Here is a 15,867-nt window from a genome sequence, read left to right on the forward strand (position 1 = left end):
CGTTCTCACCCGATGGAGCCGCCATGGGCCGCCCCCGCGAATTCGACGAAACCAGCGTACTGGATGCCGCCTGCGGCGCGTTCTGGGCGCGCGGCTACGAAGCCACCTCGACGCGCGATCTCGTGAAAGCCACCGGCCTCACGCAACCCAGCCTCTACAACGCCTTCGGCGACAAGCGCGCGTTGTTCCTCAGGGTGCTCGATCACTATCTGGAACATTCGCTGCGCGAGCGCATCGTGCGGCACGAAGCCGCCGCCACGCCGGGCACCGCGATCACCGGTTTTTTCGCCGAAACCGTGCAACGCTCGCTCGACGACCCAGACAAACGCGGCTGCCTGATGGTGAATTCCGGTCTGGAAGCGGCTCCGGATGACCACGAACTGCGCGACGCCATTAGCGCCGAAGTCACGCAGATCCGCGACTTTTTCCTGCGCTGCGTGGAAGCCGGCCAGCGCAGCGGTGAAATCGCGAAAACGGTCAGCGCGCCGGAAGCGGCTCAACATCTGCTCGCGGTGCTGCTGGGCCTGCGCGTGATCGCCCGCATCCACCCGCAGCCCGACTGGCTCACGGGCGCGGTTGCGCCCGCCCTCACGCTGCTGGGACTGCTGCCGGGCCATACCGCGCATTGAGCCTTTTTATTTCGAACTGCGCCAGAACCCGCGCGCGACGCTCAAGCGTGATACGCTTGTAACTCCGATTCATTCAGTCGTGGTATAGCCATGTCTTACATCAGCACCGGCGTCGAGTACGGCTTGCATTGCCTGCTCTATCTGGCCGATCCCGACGGCGTTCGCGAAGCCAGCGTGCGCGATCTGGCCGAAATGCAGGGCGTTTCAGTCGATTACGCCGCCAAGCTTTTTACGCGCCTGGCCAAGGCGGGGCTCGTTACTGCCACCGAAGGCATTCGCGGCGGCTTCACGCTTGCACGCGCGCCGCGGGCGATCACGGTGCATGACGTAGTGGAAGCCATCGACGGGGAAAAGACGCTATTCGATTGCCGCGAAATCCGCGCTCAATGCGCACTGTTCGACGACGGCGCGCCCGCATGGGCCACGCGCGGCACCTGTTCGATCCACGCGGTCATGCAAGGCGCCGAGCGCAGCATGCGCGAGGAACTGAAAAAGCACACGCTCGCCGATCTCGCCACGCGCGCGCACTCCAAAGCGCCGGCAAGTCATGGCAAGCAGGTGGTTCAATGGTTTGGCGAGCGGGCCGCGAACCGGCGCAGCGATCGGGCTTGATCTCAGCCTGACGCTGACGGCATGCCCGCGGTAAAACGCGGGCGCAAAAAAGCAGACTCTTTTGAGAGCCTGCTTTCACATTGCAACTTCAATAATCCGCGTTAGCTCAAGCAACCACGATCCGGCGCGGGTCGGCCGCCGCCAGCACCTCTTCGCGATCCGCGCGCGGCGGATAGATCCATTCGCTGTTGATGCGATGCTTGAGTTGCTTCGCCTGCTGGCCGCTCATCTTGACTTCGCGCTCCCAGCCTTCCGTATAGACCGCGCCCCACGCACCGAGATCGAGACAGGTCACGTATTTCGGCTGGCTGTAGGCGATGGTTTCAAGACCGAGCAGATCGGCGGCTGCATTGTGGCCTGCCGAGCGGCCCAGGTTCATCGCGTGCTGGCACGACATCAGCGTACGGTTGCCCACGTCGTCGGTGGCCGCGCTGGCGACGTCGCCGCTCGCATACACACCGGGCACGCCCTCGACCGCCAGATTGCGGTCCACATAGAGACGGCCCGCCGCATCGCGGGGCGCGGGAATCTGCGCGGTCAGCGCGCTGGCGCGCACGCCTGCCGTCCAGATCACGGTGTTCGATTCGATGCGCGTGCCATCGGCGGTCGTCACGCCATTGGCGTCGACGCGCGCAACGTCCTGGCCCAGCAGCAAGGTCACGCCCAGTTCGCGCAGTGCCGTTTCGATCACCGGCCGCGGGCCCGGGCCGAGATCGGGACCGATCGCATCGTTGCGCTCCACCACCACCACACGCACCTGCGCCCGCTGGCCGAGCGCGGCGCGCAGACGCGCGGGCATTTCCGCGGCCGTTTCGATGCCCGTGAAGCCGCCGCCCGCCACCACGATGGTATTGCGCGCCGGGGTATCCGGCTGATGCGCCAGATTGCGGATATGCGTTTCGAGCGCCGCCGCTTCGTCGACCTGGTCGACGCTGAATGCATGTTCGGCAAGGCCGGCGATTTCGGGGCGGTACAGCCTGCTGCCCGTCGCCAGCACGAGACGGTCGTAGCCCATCGTGAAGGCACGCCCCTGCGCATCCTGCCCCGTCACTTCATGGCGATCGGTATGGATCTGGTCGACGGTGCCTTGCACGAACTTCACGCCCACCGCATCGAAGATTTCCGTGAGCGGCGCCTTCATGTTCGCCGGGCCTTCCTCGTACAGACGCGGGCGCACATGCAGTTGCGGCTCCGGCGCGATCAAGGCGATTTCGACATCGGCGCGTTTGGCCTCGTCGATCACACGCGCCGCGCTCAGTGCGCTCCACATACCGGCAAAACCGGCCCCGACAATCAGAATTCGCTTCGACATGTTCCACTCCTGTAGATCGTAGCCTGAGCCCGATCGATATCGAACTACTGCATCCGGAAAAACGCGCTGCGTTGTCGCATCGCATAACGGCGATTCTATGAGTCGTAGTTATGCGTTACAATGCGACTTGATGAAACACACTATTGACTCAAATCGCGATGATCGCTGACGACGCATTTCCCGACTCGTCGGATCGACCGGCGAGGCGTCCGCTCGTCTATGTGACGTCTGGAAATGCAAAAACGCCCGCGTGCAGATGGCACGCGGGCGTTCGCAGAACTTTATTCAGTTGTTCGAATTAACTGCCCGTGATGCTCGAAGGTTGACTCATGAACAGATCCACAACGAATGCCAACGTCAGCGCAACGGCTGCGCAGGTGAAGATCAGCGCGTAGTTCTCGTGTGTATGTGAAAACAGGTACGAATAGCCATAGCCGCCCAGAGCCTGAAACAACGCGAAGGCCGTCGTCGCGCGGCTCCACGCAGCGCGCTGTTCCAGATGATCGTGCGGGATCAGTTCATGGATTCGGCCGAGCGCCACCGGCACGACGCCGGGTGTGAATGCGCCCAGTACAACGGTGGCGGTGAGAATCGCGGCCGTATGACTCGACAGCGCCAGCAAAGCCACGGCGACAGCCTGAGCCAGCAGCGCAAATCGCCAGGTCAGACGAAAGCCGATGCGATCCGCCACCTGACCGCACACGATCGGCCCGGCAATCGCCGCAACGCCGTACAGCACCCAGATATGCGCGCCGCTGGCCGCACCCTGCCCCAGACCGCGCGCCACGTAATCGACGAGCAGCACCATCGCCGGCACGAGTCCGAGTGCATTGGCCGCGTATTGCGCGTAATGCACCCGCAACGCGCCGGTGGGTTTCGCAGCGCCGTGATGCGCGCTGCCAGGAGCAGACGCGGCCACCGGCGCATCGGCGCGCGGCCAGCCGAACCAGCTGATCGCGGTGAGCAGGAGCGCAATCGCGCCCAGCCCCATCCACGTCACACGCAGGCCGTAGTGGAGCAACCACGGAATCGCGGTGCCCGACGCCGCAATGCCCAGCCCCAGACCCAGAAAGATCATCCCACTCACGAAACCGCGCCGGGCGGGCGGCACATGCGGCAGGATCGACGTGGCCACCAGCACCATGATCGCGCCGCCCGCCACGCCCGAAACGAGCCGCCACGCAAAAAACCAGGCGATCGACAGCGCAAAGGCGCAGGCGAAAAACGCCAGCGTGGCGGCCGCCATGAGGCCGCGCAACGCCAGACGATTGCCCAGCAGGTGTGCGATGGGACGCCCGAGCAAGGCGCCCAGCAGATAGCCCGCGAAGTTAGCCGCGCCGAGCGTCACCGCCTGCGAGGCCGTGAACCAGTGGGCCTGAATCAAGGATGGAATCAGCGGCGTGTACGCGAAGCGCGCGAGCCCAATGGCGACGAAACTGCCGCACAGGCCCGCGAGCGTCGCGAACAGCGCCTGCGTATCGAGCCGATCAGGCCCGTCCACGCCAAGGGTGGAAGGAGTCGCCGACATGTTTGCTTTCCTCACTTTATATATCAATTGATACAATACGAACGCATTCTATATCGAATGAAACAAAACGCAAGCCTTGAGCGCAACGATGCAGCGCGCGCAGTACACTGCCCGTTCTTCACAAGACTGGAGCCAGCATGAAAATCGACTTGTCAGGAAAACTTGCGCTCGTTACCGGTTCTGCAGCAGGCATCGGTCTGGCTATCGCCAGGGGGCTTGCGGGCACGGGCGCGAAGGTGATCGTGAGCAGCCGTCACGAGGCCAATGTCCGCGACGCCGAAGCAGCGGTGCGCGCGGCCGTGCCCGGGGCGCAGGTGCAGGGTTTTGTCGGCGATCTGTCGAATGAAGCGGGCTGCGCCGCGCTGGTGAAAGCCTGGCCGAAGGTGGATATCCTCGTGAACAACCTGGGCGTGTTCAAGCAGCAGGACTTCTTCGAGATTCCCGACAGCGAATGGCTGCGTTTTTTTGAAACCAACGTGATGTCGGGCGTGCGGCTCTCGCGCGCCTACGCCGATGCGATGGCGAAGCAAGGTTGGGGCCGCATTGTGTTTATCTCGTCGGAATCGGGGCTCAATATTCCCGCCGACATGATTCACTACGGCATGACCAAGACCGCGCAACTCGCTGTGGCGCGCGGCCTCGCCAAACGGCTTGCCGGCACCGGCGTGACGGTCAATTCGGTGCTGCCGGGCCCGACGCTTTCCGATGGCGTGGAAGCGATGCTCAAGGACGAGGTCGCGAAAACAGGCAAAAGCGCCGAGGAAGTGGCCACCGCTTTCGTGCGCGAGCATCGCTCGTCGTCGATCATCCAGCGCGCGGCGAGTGTGGAGGAAGTTGCAAACATGGTGGTGTACACCTGTTCGAAGGAGGCTTCGGCGACGACGGGCGCGGCGCTGCGTGTGGACGGCGGCGTGGTGGATACGATCGCCTGAATACGCTACGGCGTCCTTAACAGGATGGATCGAAAAAACGGCCCGCGCATCGCAGCGCGGGCCGCTTTTTTTATCGTGAGACTGGTTACGCGATTCTAGCGCGTTAGCCTCGCCGCACGACGCCCAGCAGCAAAGTGACGAGAAACACCACGAGGAAAATGAAGAACAGGATCTTGGCAATCGATGCCGCACCCGCCGCGATGCCGCCGAAACCGAATACGGCGGCGATGATTGCGATGATGAAGAAAATGACTGCGTATTGAAGCATGACGTCCTCCAGTCTCCGGTTCAGTCCGGGTTAAAGTTGGGCGCCGCGCGCACGCACGCGGCAGTTAAAAACAACACAGCTCAGTAGAAAATTATTCAACGTTGCAGCGGCTCGACGGTATGAGTCGGGTCGAAATCGGACCAGTGACCGTGCTGCCAGCGCCCGTTGGCACGTTCGATCTGCTGACCGCCCGCCGCGCCCAGCACCTGTGCGGCCTGCTGCTGCGTCCCGGGACTGACGTGCACGGCCACCAGCACCCCCGATTCGCGCGCGGCAGGCGTGCCGCCGGGGTCATGGCCGATATCGGGACGACGCCCGCGACCGCCGCCGCGCGTCTGCCACAGCGCGCCCGCAAGCGTGCCCACGTAGGCGCCCACGCCGGCGGCGACCGCCAGCACGAGCAGCGAACGTAAAAAGAGGAGCGAAAGCACGATGGCGACGATCACGCCAACCAGCGCGCCCGCCGCCGCTCCCGCTCCTGCGCCAAGCGAAGCCCAACGCGATTGCGGATCGGTGAAGCGGTCGCCGCCGACCGGGAAGCGAGCATGCTGGCCACCCGCATGCTGGCCACCCGGATTGACGTAGAACAGCGACACGTCCTCATCGACGAATCCGTTGTTATGTAACTTGTCCATCGCCGCTTCGGCGTCGTTGAACATCGTGAAACGGCTCGCTACGATCAGAGACATGATGTGATCTCCTCGATGCTCAATGCAGCGCGTCAGGTAGATCGGGCACATCGGGCACATTCGGCGCGCGGAAACGGCCGCTGTGCAGCACCACCGCGCCGCCGCCCTGCTCGATGGCGCGCGTGCAGACTGCATGAATGCGCGACTGGCCGCGCGCGAACGCTTCGCGCAACGGCCCTTCGAGAGCCGACTGCGCGCCAAAGTGATCTTCCAGCGCCTCCGCCGTAATGGCGCAATCGAGCGCCTCGCCATCCACCTCGGCGACGAAGTGCAACTGCAGATTCGCGCCGTCGAAACGCGGCGCATCGTTGCTGTAGTGGATATTCATATCGGCATCCCTGGTCATGGCCACCTGACCACGACATTTGCAAACGCGCGGCGACTATGCAGCCGCCAGCGCCTCTTGAAGCTTCGTCAAACTTGCCTGACTACCTGCTTAACTCGGTGAGCAAGTGCGATGCCCGCGCTCTGCCGCGATGGCTTACTGGCTTGAATCAGGCGACGACTGCTGCGAACCCGGCATCGTTGACGGTGCGCGAGCGGGCGTGGCACCCGTTCCCGCACCCTGGCCGCCGCCCATGCCGGTCGTGCCCGGCGAGCCATAGCCGCTGGTGCCGTCGCCGTTCATGTTCTTGCTGTTGCGATTGCTGTCCGGCGCCACGCCGGCCGCGCCTTGCGTGTTGCCACCGCCCGCGCCTACGCCGTTGCTGCCGCCCATGCTGCCGCCGCTGCCGGCGGAACCACCCGCCGCGAACGCCGCGCCGGACAGCGCCATTGCGAGAGTGAACGTCACTGCTTTCATCGTCGGATTCATGATTGCGCTCCTTGAAAACGATCCGTTTGTCGACGTGCGGCAGCGCCTCATGGCACGCCGCGCGAACGCTATTGAAAGCGCAATCGACGTGCCACAGGGGCAGTGCGCAGCAGTAAGGAGAAGGGAGCGAAGAAGAAATACGGCCCGCATTGCGCGGGCCTGGGAACAGCAATCAGGACAATCGGAAACCAGCGATATTAATCAGTCATGCGAATCGTCACCGCGCAAGAGCGCGTCAGGCCTGATGCGTAGGATGCCAGCCATTGCGCTGGAACGAGGTAGCAAAAAACAGCACCTGATAGCGGATAGCGTTCGACCAGTACGACCACGTATGGCCGCCGGGCCGCTCCGCATAATCGTGCGGCACGCCTAGCGCAATGAGCTTTTCGTGCAAGGTGCGGTTGGACTGCACGAATGAATCGTTCACTCCGCAATCGATCGTCAGCGCGATACGCGCGCGCTCGAAACTGTCCGCGCCTTCGACGATGGCGTTGCGCGTCCAGAAATCGGCATGACGTGCGGGATTGCCGAAGATGCGGTCGATGCCGGGTTCGTCCTCGCAATTACGCGGATCGACCGCGCCGCTGATGCTGCCCGCGGCGCCAAAAGCCTCGGGATGATCGAGCGCGATACGCAGCGCGCCGAAGCCGCCCATGCTCAAACCCGTAATCGCGCGCGTCTGGCGCGTGGCGAGCGTGCGGAAATGCGCGTCGATGTACGAGACGACTTCCGTACCCACATAGGTCTCGTAGCGGCTCGCGGTGTCGAAGGGACTGTCGATATACCAGCTCTCGTGGCCGCCGTCGGGCATCACGAGCATGACGTGATAGCGGTCCGCCAGCTTGCCGATCTGCGTATTCGAAGTCCAGTCGGCGTAATTGCCGCCCGAACCGTGCAGCACATAAATGACCGGAAAGCGCGCCGCGCTGCTGCTGCGCGCGTAATCGTCCGGCAACACGACGGTTGCATCGAAGGCGCGATGCATGGCCTCACTCGGAATCGAGACGATACGCGTCTGGAAAGCTCCAGCGGGCGCGGCAAGGAGCAGCGCGAAAAGCGGCGTCAGGAACAACACAAGTAGTTTGAAGGGCCGGAACGCGCGGGCTGTCAGCATGAGTTGATCGCTCTTGTTTTAACTGCCACGGAAGGCACGACGCCTGCAATGACTCTAACAAGGGGCACTTACAGCCAAATTTCTACGAACCCTACGGCTTCCTTCACATTTGCCTTCAGACTACCTGGTGGTCTCCGCTTCTTTTCCCGACTGATTAGTCTCCATTACGTCTGCGCCGCCGCAATCGCCCTTCCGGCTCGCCCTCGTGCAGCAGCCCCTTCTGGCGCGGCGTCAGCGGATCGGTCAGACAGGGCTCGGCGTCCAGATCCTGCTCGAACCGCTCCCAGATGCCCGCCGGCGTATTGGCCGATCCCACCCGGGTGCCGATCATCAGGCGAATCTGGTTCGCCCGCCGGACGGTGGAACGCAGCCGGTGAATCTCCCAAAGCAGCCGTAAAACGACGGGCAATGGGTGCCGGTCGTAGATATCGGCTAGCTCCGCCGCAGTGAGCGGCGGGAAATGACGATGATTCCGTCCCATGATTGCGTCCTGCTTTGCGGTTCATTCGGCTCGCCGAGTACTGTATATATATACAGGTTAGCACACGTGGGAATTTTCCTGGAAGGTGTAGGAAATGGGGGATCATGAAGCGTTCAGGAACCGTTAAAGGCCAGCCAAGCGGCTCAGCCGGCTAAATCGGCAAGACTTTCTCACTCCCCGCAACGCGCTCTCTCCCAAATCGGAACGTTTGGGATCATTTTGTTACACCTCTTACCCCCGGCCTCTGCCGGTGTTACAGAGGGCTTTCAGATTGCCCGCTATACTCCGCTCCATCTTAAAAAATGTATGGGCTCCTCCATGTCGAAGAAATTCATCCCGATGGTTGCGATTGCGGCGCTGGCCGCAGCGGTTTCGTTGCCTGCCATGGCCGGCGACATGAACAATGCGCTGGGCGGCGCGCTCGGCGGCGTCGCTGGCGCAGCGCTGGGCGGCGCGGTCGGCGGCAGCACGGGTGCGGTGATCGGGGGTGCGGTGGGCGGCGGCGCAGGCGGCGCGGTCACGTCGAACCGCCGCGAGCGCACGGGCGCAATCGTCGGCGGGGCGCTGGGCGGCGGCGCGGGCGCCGCGGCAGGCAACGCGATGGGCGGCCGCACCGGCGGTCTGGTTGGCGCGGCACTGGGCGGCGGCGCGGGTTCGGCGCTCGGCGGCAACATCTCGCGCTCGAACTCCTACGCCGACGACTATTCGCGCGGCTATCGCGGCAAACATCACCACGGCAAGCGCCATCACTGGGATTGAGCGGCAGCAGCTTTAAACCGACTTTAAAGGCTGCGCTTTAAAGTCCACGTAAAGTCCACTTAAGCGATCCGCAAAGCAAAACGGCACGGTTCATACCGTGCCGTTTTGCTTTTCCAAAGCTGCGTGAACGTCAGGCGAGCCTGAACACCCCCACGGCTTCGCGCAGTTCGGCGGCCTGTTCCGCAAGCGCGTGCGCCGCTGCCGACGCTTCTTCGACGAGCGCCGCATTATGCTGCGTGACCTCGTCCATCTGCGTCACAGCCACGTTCACCTGCTCGATGCCGGTGCTCTGTTCCTGCGACGCGGTGGAGATTTCATCGACGATCACGGTCACGCGCTGCACCGCGTCCACCATCTCGCCGATCACATTGCCCGCATCGTTGACGAGCGCCGAGCCCGCATCGATGCGCTGCGCCGACGCTTCGATCAGCGCCTTGATTTCCTTCGCCGCCGCCCCGCTGCGCTGCGCGAGCGTGCGCACTTCCGAGGCCACCACGGCGAAGCCGCGTCCCTCTTCGCCCGCGCGCGCCGCCTCGACCGCCGCGTTCAGCGCAAGAATGTTGGTCTGGAACGCGATGCTGTCGATCACGGCGATGATGTCGACGATCTCGCCCGAGCTGGACGCAATCCCGCGCATCGTTTCGACGACTTCGATCATCAGGTCCTTGCCGCGCGCGGCCGTGCCCGCCGCGTCGCCGGCCAGTTGCGCGGCCTGTTTGGCGTTCTGCGCGTTCTGGCGCACCGTGGCGGTGAGTTCTTCCATGCTGGCCGCGGTTTCTTCGAGCGAAGCCGCCTGATCTTCCGTGCGCGCCGACAAGCCAAGATTGCCCGCCGCGATTTCGTCGCTCGCCGATGCCACGGCCTGCGCATGACTGCGCACCTGGCTCACGACGCCCGAAAGACTCGACTGCATGCTTTTGAGCGCGTCCAGCAGCATCGCCGTTTCGTCGCGTGCGCCGTCTTGCGCACGCACCTCGAAAGCAAGATCGCCCTGCGCCACCGCCCGCGTGCATTCGAGCGCGCGCGCCAGCGGCTTCGTCACGGTGCGGCTGAACACCCACGCTCCCGTCATGGAGACGGCCAGCGCAGCCACCATCAACAGGGCGCTCAGCAGCGTCGCGCGATGCGCCTGCCCGGCGGCTTCGGCCGACGCTTCGGCGCTTTGCGCGGCAATCTTGTGCGCTGCTTCGTCGAGCAAGGCCGCCGGTGCGCGGTCGATGCCCGCCACCGCATGATCGCCCGCCGACGGATCGAAGCCCGCCGCCTTGAAGGCCGCGAGACCGGTGCGATAACCCTGGCCCATCGTCGCGTGCGCGCTGGCGAAGCGATCGATCAGATCGCGGCTTTCGCCTTCGGGCAGGCTCGATTTGAGTTGCTGGGCGAGCGTGTCCACTTCGCGCTCGCGCGTCTCGAATGCGGCCCAGTGCTTGTCGAGCATGGCCGGGTCCTTGCCGCGCAGCAGCGTGTCCTTCCACTCCTGCACCTGGACCTTGAAGGCGAGCAAGGTCGCCATCACCGCGCGCTCGTTGGCCACGCTGTTCTGAACCGTCGTGCCATAGACGTTCAGCGACTGGTTCAGCGAATAGATTCCGTAGAACGCGCCTGCGAACATCAACAGGAGCGCCGCCGCGAAGGCGAGCGGAATCTTCATGGTCAACTTCATCGTGATTTCCTTGCGGTTGGCTTGCGCTACGGCGGCGCTTGAAGCGTTGGGGTTATACGCGGAAAAAGCGCGGTAATACGGCGGCGGGAGCGATCTGAAGCGATTCGGCAGCCCTCTTGAGGCCACTACCCCGCCATGCTATCGGCATATGCGCGTGAAACTGAAGGGCAAGAAATGACTCTTGAAGAAACCGATTTAATCAGACGAAATAGCGAACGAATAAGCAGATGAAAGATTGTGTAAGTTAGCGTGCTGGAGCGCGCAATGAAAAAGGCCCGGATCCACCGGGCCTTTTATTCTGCATACCGAATGAAAACGTTTTCGTCCTGCTTCAAACGGACTAGAAGTTGAAGTTGTCGATATTCGACGCGTCGAAGGTGGTGGGCGGTCCAAGAATGACTTCGCCGCTCTTGCCGACGGTGCGTTTGCCGAGCTTGCCGGCGTCAAAGGTATCGCCTTCCTTGCCGCTGATGGTGCCCGAAGCAAGATTCGCGGCTGCGTAGGCGGCCAGATAGCCCAATGCACCCGGATCCCATAACTGGAACGCCTTGACCGTGCCGTTCTTCACGAAGGCGCGCATCTGGTTCGGCGTGCCGAGTCCGGTGACCGCCACCTTGCCCTTGCTCGACGACGACGAGATATAGCGCGCGGCCGCCGCGATGCCCACCGATGTCGGCGCAACGATGGCTTTCAGGTTCGGATACGCCTGCAACAGACCTTGCGTTTCGACGAAGGACTTCTGGTCGTCGTCATTGCCATAGGCGATCTTCACGAGCTTCATCTTCGAATACTCGGGCTTCTTCAGTTCCTCCTGCATCCACTTGATCCAGGTGTTCTGATTGGTCGCGTTGGGCGTGGCCGAAAGAATCGCGAACTCACCTTCGTTATTCATCAGCTTCGCCACCAGTTGAATCTGGCCGCGGCCGATGCTTTCGGCGTTGGCCTGATTCACGAAGATCTGGCGGCCTTCCGGCGCCGTGTCCGAGTCGAAGGTGACGACCTTGATGCCCTGCGCCATCGCGCGCTTCAGATACGGCACGAGCGCATTCGCGTCGTTGGCCGCGATCACGATGGCGTCCTGGCGCTGCGTGGTGAGCGTGTTGATGTACGAGACCTGCGAAGACGCACCGGCGTCCGACGGCCCGACCACCTTGCCGTCGCCCTTGAATTCCTTGATGGCGTCCATGCCGCCGTTATCGGCGATCACTTCGTAGGGGTTGTTGATCTGCTTCGGTACGAAGGCGATTTTCAGGCCCTCCTTGATGCCGGCGGCGTGCGCGGACAGGCCCGCGCCCAGCAGCATGGCGCATAGCAGCGCCGTGCAGGCGTGACGGACTGGCTTCATCATGAACGTGTCTCCTCGATGAGGGCCCGGCGTGTGCGCCGGGCAGATTAACGGCTTACTGCCATTTTTACTGCTTGTTTTACAGCGTTTTCTTGTACGCCTACGCTTCAGCCCGCCGCGCGCGCCAGCGCACGCCGGTCGCGCAGCATGCGCCAGCGCGCCGCGAGATTGGGGATCAGAACCGAAGCGAGCAGCAACGCGCCCGTGACGATGGTGAGCGTTTCGCTCGACACGTCCGCGAGCGTGAGCGCATTCTTGAGCACGCCCACGATCAGCAACGAGAGCAGCACGCCATACATCGAGCCACGTCCGCCGAAAATGCTCACGCCGCCAAACAGCACCGCCGCGATCACCGATAGCTCGAAGCCCTCGCCGTTATCGCCACGTGCGCTGGTGAAGCGCAGCGTATAAACGATGCCGGCGAGCGCGCTCATCACGCCCGAGAGCACGAACAAACGCAGCTTGACGCGCGCGACATCGATGCCCGAGAACGACGCCGCCGTGCTGTTCGCGCCGATCGCATAGAGGCTGCGGCCAAACGCCGTGGCCTGCAAAAGCAGCGTAAAAACCACGGCGCATGCGGCCACGATCAGAAACGGCAGCGGAATAAAGGTGCTACCCAGATTGCTCATGCCGAACAGCGTGTAAGCCGGCGGAAAATCGGCGATGGCCTGGTCGCCCAGCAGCACATAAGCGACGCCGCGAAATAGCGCAAGCGTGCCAATGGTGACGGCCAGCGACGGCAGATTGAGCTTGACGATCACGAGGCCGTTGAAGAGCCCCGCGAGACCGCCTGCGATCACCACCAGCACCATCGCCAGCGGCATCGGCACGCCCATGTGCCAGAGCACGCCCAGCAGCGCGCTCGATGCGCCCAGCACGGAAGCGACGGATAGATCGATCTCGGCGGCGACGATGATAAGCGTCATCGGCAAGGCCATCAGCGCGACTTCGGTGAGATCGGCAAGGATGTTGCTCAGGTTCGCGCCCGTGAGAAAGACGTCGGACAGCACGCGCCCCACCACCAGCGAGAGTACGAGTATCACCGCCAGCAGCGACTCCCACCCAAGCGGCAAACCGGCGCGTCGTGTCAGCAAAGCGGAATCGGGTTTAGCCATGATCGCGTTTCCTCATCATGCGTTTGGCGACGGAGCGGGCCAGCAGCGTGTCGGCGGTAATGGCCGCGACGATCAGCGCGCCTTGAATGGCCTGCTCCCAGAACGGTGACACGTGCAGCACCACCAGCGCGATGCTGATGACGCCAAGCACCAGCGCGCCCAGCGTCGCGCCGAGTATCGTGCCCACGCCGCCCGTGATAGCCACGCTGCCCACCACGGCGGCCGCCACCACCTGAAGCTCGATACCCTTGGCGGTGCTTGCATCGACGGTGCCGAAGCGCGCGAGCCACAAGGCGCCCGCAAGGCCCGCAATCGCGCCGCTGATGACGAAACCCACTGCCACGCGGCGCTCGACGTTGATACCGGCCAGCCGCGCGGCTTCCGGGTTCGAGCCGATTGCGTAGTACTCGCGGCCAGGTCTGAACTGCTTGAGGTAGACGGAGAGCGCGGCGAGCAGCACGATGGCGATCAGTGCAAGCACGGGCACGCCCAGCAGCGCGCCGGTCGCGAGACCCGAAAACGCATCGGGCAAACTCGTGGCGTTGATCTGCCCGCCATGCACCCACGCATAATCTGCACCACGAAATATATAGAGTGTCGAGAGCGTGGCAACCAGAGACGGCACGCGCCCCACCGCCACCAGCAGCGCGTTGATCGATCCCGCCACCATGCCGATCGCGAGGCCGGCAATCAGCGCCACGACCACCGGCATATGCGGAAACGCCACATACAGACTGCCGACAGCATACGCGCTGATCCCCACGGTCGAGCCAATCGACAGATCGATATGACGCATCAGGATCACGATCGTCATGCCCGCCGTGAGCAGACTCACGATCGACACATTGAGCAGCACGTCGCGCAGATTCTGCAGATTGAGAAATTGCGGCTTTGCCAGCGCCGTACCGCCGATGATCAGCAGCAGCACCACAAATAGTGTGGTTTCGCGGCTCTTTGCCAGCGTCTGCGCAAATGCCGCCCCGCGACTTGGCGCGCGCGGCTCGCCGCCGTGCAGCGAATGAGGTGAAGTGGATTGACCCATCATGCTGCATGCCCCAGATGAATGTTGGCCTGACCGAGCGCGGCGCTCATGATCCGTTCCTCGTCGGCGTCGGCGCGCGCGATATCGGCGGTGATGCGGCCTTCGTGCATCACCAGCACGCGGTCGGCCATGCCCAGCACCTCGGGCAGCTCGCTCGAAATCATCAGCACGGCCATGCCCTCGCTCACGAGTTCGGCGAGCGCGCCGTAAACCTCCGCTTTCGCGCCCACGTCGATACCGCGCGTGGGTTCGTCGATGATGAGCACCTTCGGCCCCGTCGCCAGCCACTTGCCCAGCACCACCTTCTGCTGGTTGCCGCCCGAAAGCGTGCCTACCGCCGCGTTCAGATCGCCCGCTTTCAGACGCAGCCGCGTGCCCCACTGCCCGGCAAGCCGCACCTCGCTGGCCGCTGAAATCATGCCGAAACGCACGAGTCGGCCCAGCACCGTGAGCGACGCATTGCGCGCGATGCTCAGTTCGAGCGCGAGCCCCTGTTGCCGACGATCCTCGGGCACGAGCGCCAGCCCGGCTTTCACGGCACGCGCGGGGCGGCCCATCGCGAGCGCCTTGCCCGCCACCTGCACCTGGCCCGCGTCGCACTGATCGATGCCGAAGATCGCGCGCGCCACTTCGCTGCGGCCCGCGCCCACCAGACCCGCGAGCGCGACGATCTCGCCCGCGCGCACGTCGAAGGCGATGTCCTTGAACACGCCGCGCCGCGTGAGGCCGCGCACGCGCAACATCACCTCGCCGGGTGTCACATCGGCTTTCGGATAGAAGGTGGCGAGGTCGCGTCCCACCATGCGCGCGACAATGTCCTGCGTCGTGAGCGTAGCCGTGGGCGCGTCGAACACCTTCGCACCGTCGCGCATGATGGTCACGTGCTGCGTGAGCGCGAACACTTCTTCGAGCCGGTGCGTGATGAAGAGGATCGCCACGCCGCGATCGCGCAGCTTGCGCGCAATCGCGAAGAGCCGCTCGACTTCGGGCAGCGAAAGCGCCGCGGTGGGCTCGTCCATGACGAGTACGTTGGCGTTGAGCGACAGCGCCTTGGCAATTTCGATCACCTGCTGATCGGCAATCGACAGGCCGCGCACCAGACGCTGCGCGCGAAGATCGACGCCCAGCGAGGCAAGCAGCGCCGCCACGTCGCGATGCATCGCGTCGTAATCGATACGGCCCATTCTGTCGAGCGGTTGACGGCCCATGAAGATGTTCTCGGCGATCGAAAGATCGAAGAACAGCGTGGGCTCCTGATAGATCACGGCGATGCCCGCATCGCGCGCCTGCGCGGGCGTGGCGAACTGTTTTTCCTTGCCGTCGATCAACAACTCGCCGCCGTCGGGACGATGCACGCCCGCGAGGATCTTCACGAGCGTCGATTTGCCCGCGCCGTTTTCGCCCAGCAGCGCATGCACTTCGCCGGGCCTGAGCACGAGCGACCCGTCCACCAGCGCGCGCACGCGCCCGAACGACTTGCTGGCGCGTCTCAGTTCGAGGCGCGGCACGGTCCCGGCCGGGGGTTGCAACGGTTTCGCTTCCACGCATGTCTCCTGATTCG

At 63.8% G+C, this 15,867-nt stretch carries 17 protein-coding genes; 4 read left to right on the forward strand and 13 right to left on the reverse strand.

The window, feature by feature from the left end:
- The first annotated feature begins 23 nt into the window (after nucleotides 1-23).
- Together F4827_RS08045 and F4827_RS08050 are read left to right on the forward strand one after the other, a co-directional pair.
- Nucleotides 24-629: a TetR/AcrR family transcriptional regulator gene (locus F4827_RS08045; RefSeq protein ID WP_183723435.1), complete on the forward strand. Its 606-nt coding sequence runs from the start codon at nucleotides 24-26 to the stop codon at nucleotides 627-629.
- Nucleotides 630-719: 90 nt separating this feature from the next.
- Nucleotides 720-1,241, forward strand: coding sequence for an Rrf2 family transcriptional regulator (locus F4827_RS08050; protein ID WP_183723436.1), 522 nt, complete (start codon nucleotides 720-722; stop codon nucleotides 1,239-1,241).
- Nucleotides 1,242-1,347: 106 nt separating this feature from the next.
- On the opposite strand, the gene F4827_RS08055 is transcribed toward F4827_RS08050, so the two are convergent.
- Both F4827_RS08055 and F4827_RS08060 read right to left on the reverse strand, forming a co-directional pair.
- A complete protein-coding gene (locus F4827_RS08055) occupies nucleotides 1,348-2,553 on the reverse strand; it encodes an NAD(P)/FAD-dependent oxidoreductase (protein ID WP_183723437.1) in 1,206 nt (401 codons plus the stop codon).
- Between the two features lie 298 nt (nucleotides 2,554-2,851).
- Nucleotides 2,852-4,081, reverse strand: a complete 1,230-nt coding sequence (locus tag F4827_RS08060) for a YbfB/YjiJ family MFS transporter (protein ID WP_183723438.1) — start codon at nucleotides 4,079-4,081, stop codon at nucleotides 2,852-2,854.
- 137 nt (nucleotides 4,082-4,218) lie between these two features.
- Between F4827_RS08060 and F4827_RS08065 the strand changes: the two genes are divergently transcribed.
- Nucleotides 4,219-5,013 (forward strand): SDR family NAD(P)-dependent oxidoreductase, encoded by a 795-nt coding sequence (locus tag F4827_RS08065; RefSeq protein ID WP_183723439.1) that lies wholly within the window; start codon nucleotides 4,219-4,221, stop codon nucleotides 5,011-5,013.
- A 103-nt stretch (nucleotides 5,014-5,116) separates the two neighbouring features.
- Here F4827_RS08065 and F4827_RS08070 read toward each other — a convergent pair whose 3' ends face one another.
- The 6 genes from F4827_RS08070 to F4827_RS08095 form a co-directional block, all read right to left on the reverse strand.
- The gene (locus tag F4827_RS08070) at nucleotides 5,117-5,281 is read right to left on the reverse strand and encodes a DUF1328 family protein (RefSeq protein ID WP_027820439.1); all 165 of its coding nucleotides are present in this window, start codon (nucleotides 5,279-5,281) and stop codon (nucleotides 5,117-5,119) included.
- Nucleotides 5,282-5,376: 95 nt separating this feature from the next.
- Nucleotides 5,377-5,970, reverse strand: a complete 594-nt coding sequence (locus tag F4827_RS08075) for a hypothetical protein (protein ID WP_183723440.1) — start codon at nucleotides 5,968-5,970, stop codon at nucleotides 5,377-5,379.
- 19 nt (nucleotides 5,971-5,989) lie between these two features.
- On the reverse strand, nucleotides 5,990-6,298 hold the full coding sequence (locus F4827_RS08080) for a DUF1488 domain-containing protein (RefSeq protein WP_260175047.1): 309 nt from the start codon (nucleotides 6,296-6,298) through the stop codon (nucleotides 5,990-5,992).
- Nucleotides 6,299-6,451: 153 nt separating this feature from the next.
- Nucleotides 6,452-6,784, reverse strand: a complete 333-nt coding sequence (locus F4827_RS08085) for a hypothetical protein (RefSeq protein ID WP_183723442.1) — start codon at nucleotides 6,782-6,784, stop codon at nucleotides 6,452-6,454.
- 235 nt (nucleotides 6,785-7,019) lie between these two features.
- Nucleotides 7,020-7,898, reverse strand: a complete 879-nt coding sequence (locus F4827_RS08090) for an alpha/beta hydrolase family protein (protein ID WP_183723443.1) — start codon at nucleotides 7,896-7,898, stop codon at nucleotides 7,020-7,022.
- A gap of 154 nt (nucleotides 7,899-8,052) precedes the next feature.
- Nucleotides 8,053-8,379: a hypothetical protein gene (locus F4827_RS08095; protein WP_167066861.1), complete on the reverse strand. Its 327-nt coding sequence runs from the start codon at nucleotides 8,377-8,379 to the stop codon at nucleotides 8,053-8,055.
- A gap of 318 nt (nucleotides 8,380-8,697) precedes the next feature.
- Here F4827_RS08095 and F4827_RS08100 point away from each other — a divergent pair, with 318 nt between their 5' ends.
- Nucleotides 8,698-9,138: a hypothetical protein gene (locus tag F4827_RS08100; protein WP_183723444.1), complete on the forward strand. Its 441-nt coding sequence runs from the start codon at nucleotides 8,698-8,700 to the stop codon at nucleotides 9,136-9,138.
- 130 nt (nucleotides 9,139-9,268) lie between these two features.
- On the opposite strand, the gene F4827_RS08105 is transcribed toward F4827_RS08100, so the two are convergent.
- The 5 genes from F4827_RS08105 to F4827_RS08125 form a co-directional block, all read right to left on the reverse strand.
- Nucleotides 9,269-10,801, reverse strand: coding sequence for a methyl-accepting chemotaxis protein (locus F4827_RS08105; RefSeq protein WP_183723445.1), 1,533 nt, complete (start codon nucleotides 10,799-10,801; stop codon nucleotides 9,269-9,271).
- Between the two features lie 340 nt (nucleotides 10,802-11,141).
- The gene (gene rhaS / locus F4827_RS08110) at nucleotides 11,142-12,149 is read right to left on the reverse strand and encodes a rhamnose ABC transporter substrate-binding protein (protein WP_183723446.1); all 1,008 of its coding nucleotides are present in this window, start codon (nucleotides 12,147-12,149) and stop codon (nucleotides 11,142-11,144) included.
- A 104-nt stretch (nucleotides 12,150-12,253) separates the two neighbouring features.
- Nucleotides 12,254-13,264 (reverse strand): ABC transporter permease, encoded by a 1,011-nt coding sequence (locus F4827_RS08115; RefSeq protein ID WP_183723447.1) that lies wholly within the window; start codon nucleotides 13,262-13,264, stop codon nucleotides 12,254-12,256.
- Complete coding sequence (locus tag F4827_RS08120; RefSeq protein WP_183723448.1) at nucleotides 13,257-14,309, reverse strand: ABC transporter permease; 1,053 nt, start codon at nucleotides 14,307-14,309, stop codon at nucleotides 13,257-13,259. Before F4827_RS08120 ends, F4827_RS08115 begins: the two co-directional genes overlap by 8 nt.
- Complete coding sequence (locus F4827_RS08125; RefSeq protein WP_221303641.1) at nucleotides 14,306-15,835, reverse strand: sugar ABC transporter ATP-binding protein; 1,530 nt, start codon at nucleotides 15,833-15,835, stop codon at nucleotides 14,306-14,308. The genes F4827_RS08120 and F4827_RS08125 overlap by 4 nt, the downstream gene beginning before the upstream one ends.
- Between the last annotated feature and the right edge of the window lie 32 nt (nucleotides 15,836-15,867).

Source organism: Paraburkholderia bannensis (assembly GCF_014200455.1).
Taxonomy (GTDB): Bacteria; Pseudomonadota; Gammaproteobacteria; order Burkholderiales; family Burkholderiaceae; genus Paraburkholderia; species Paraburkholderia bannensis_A.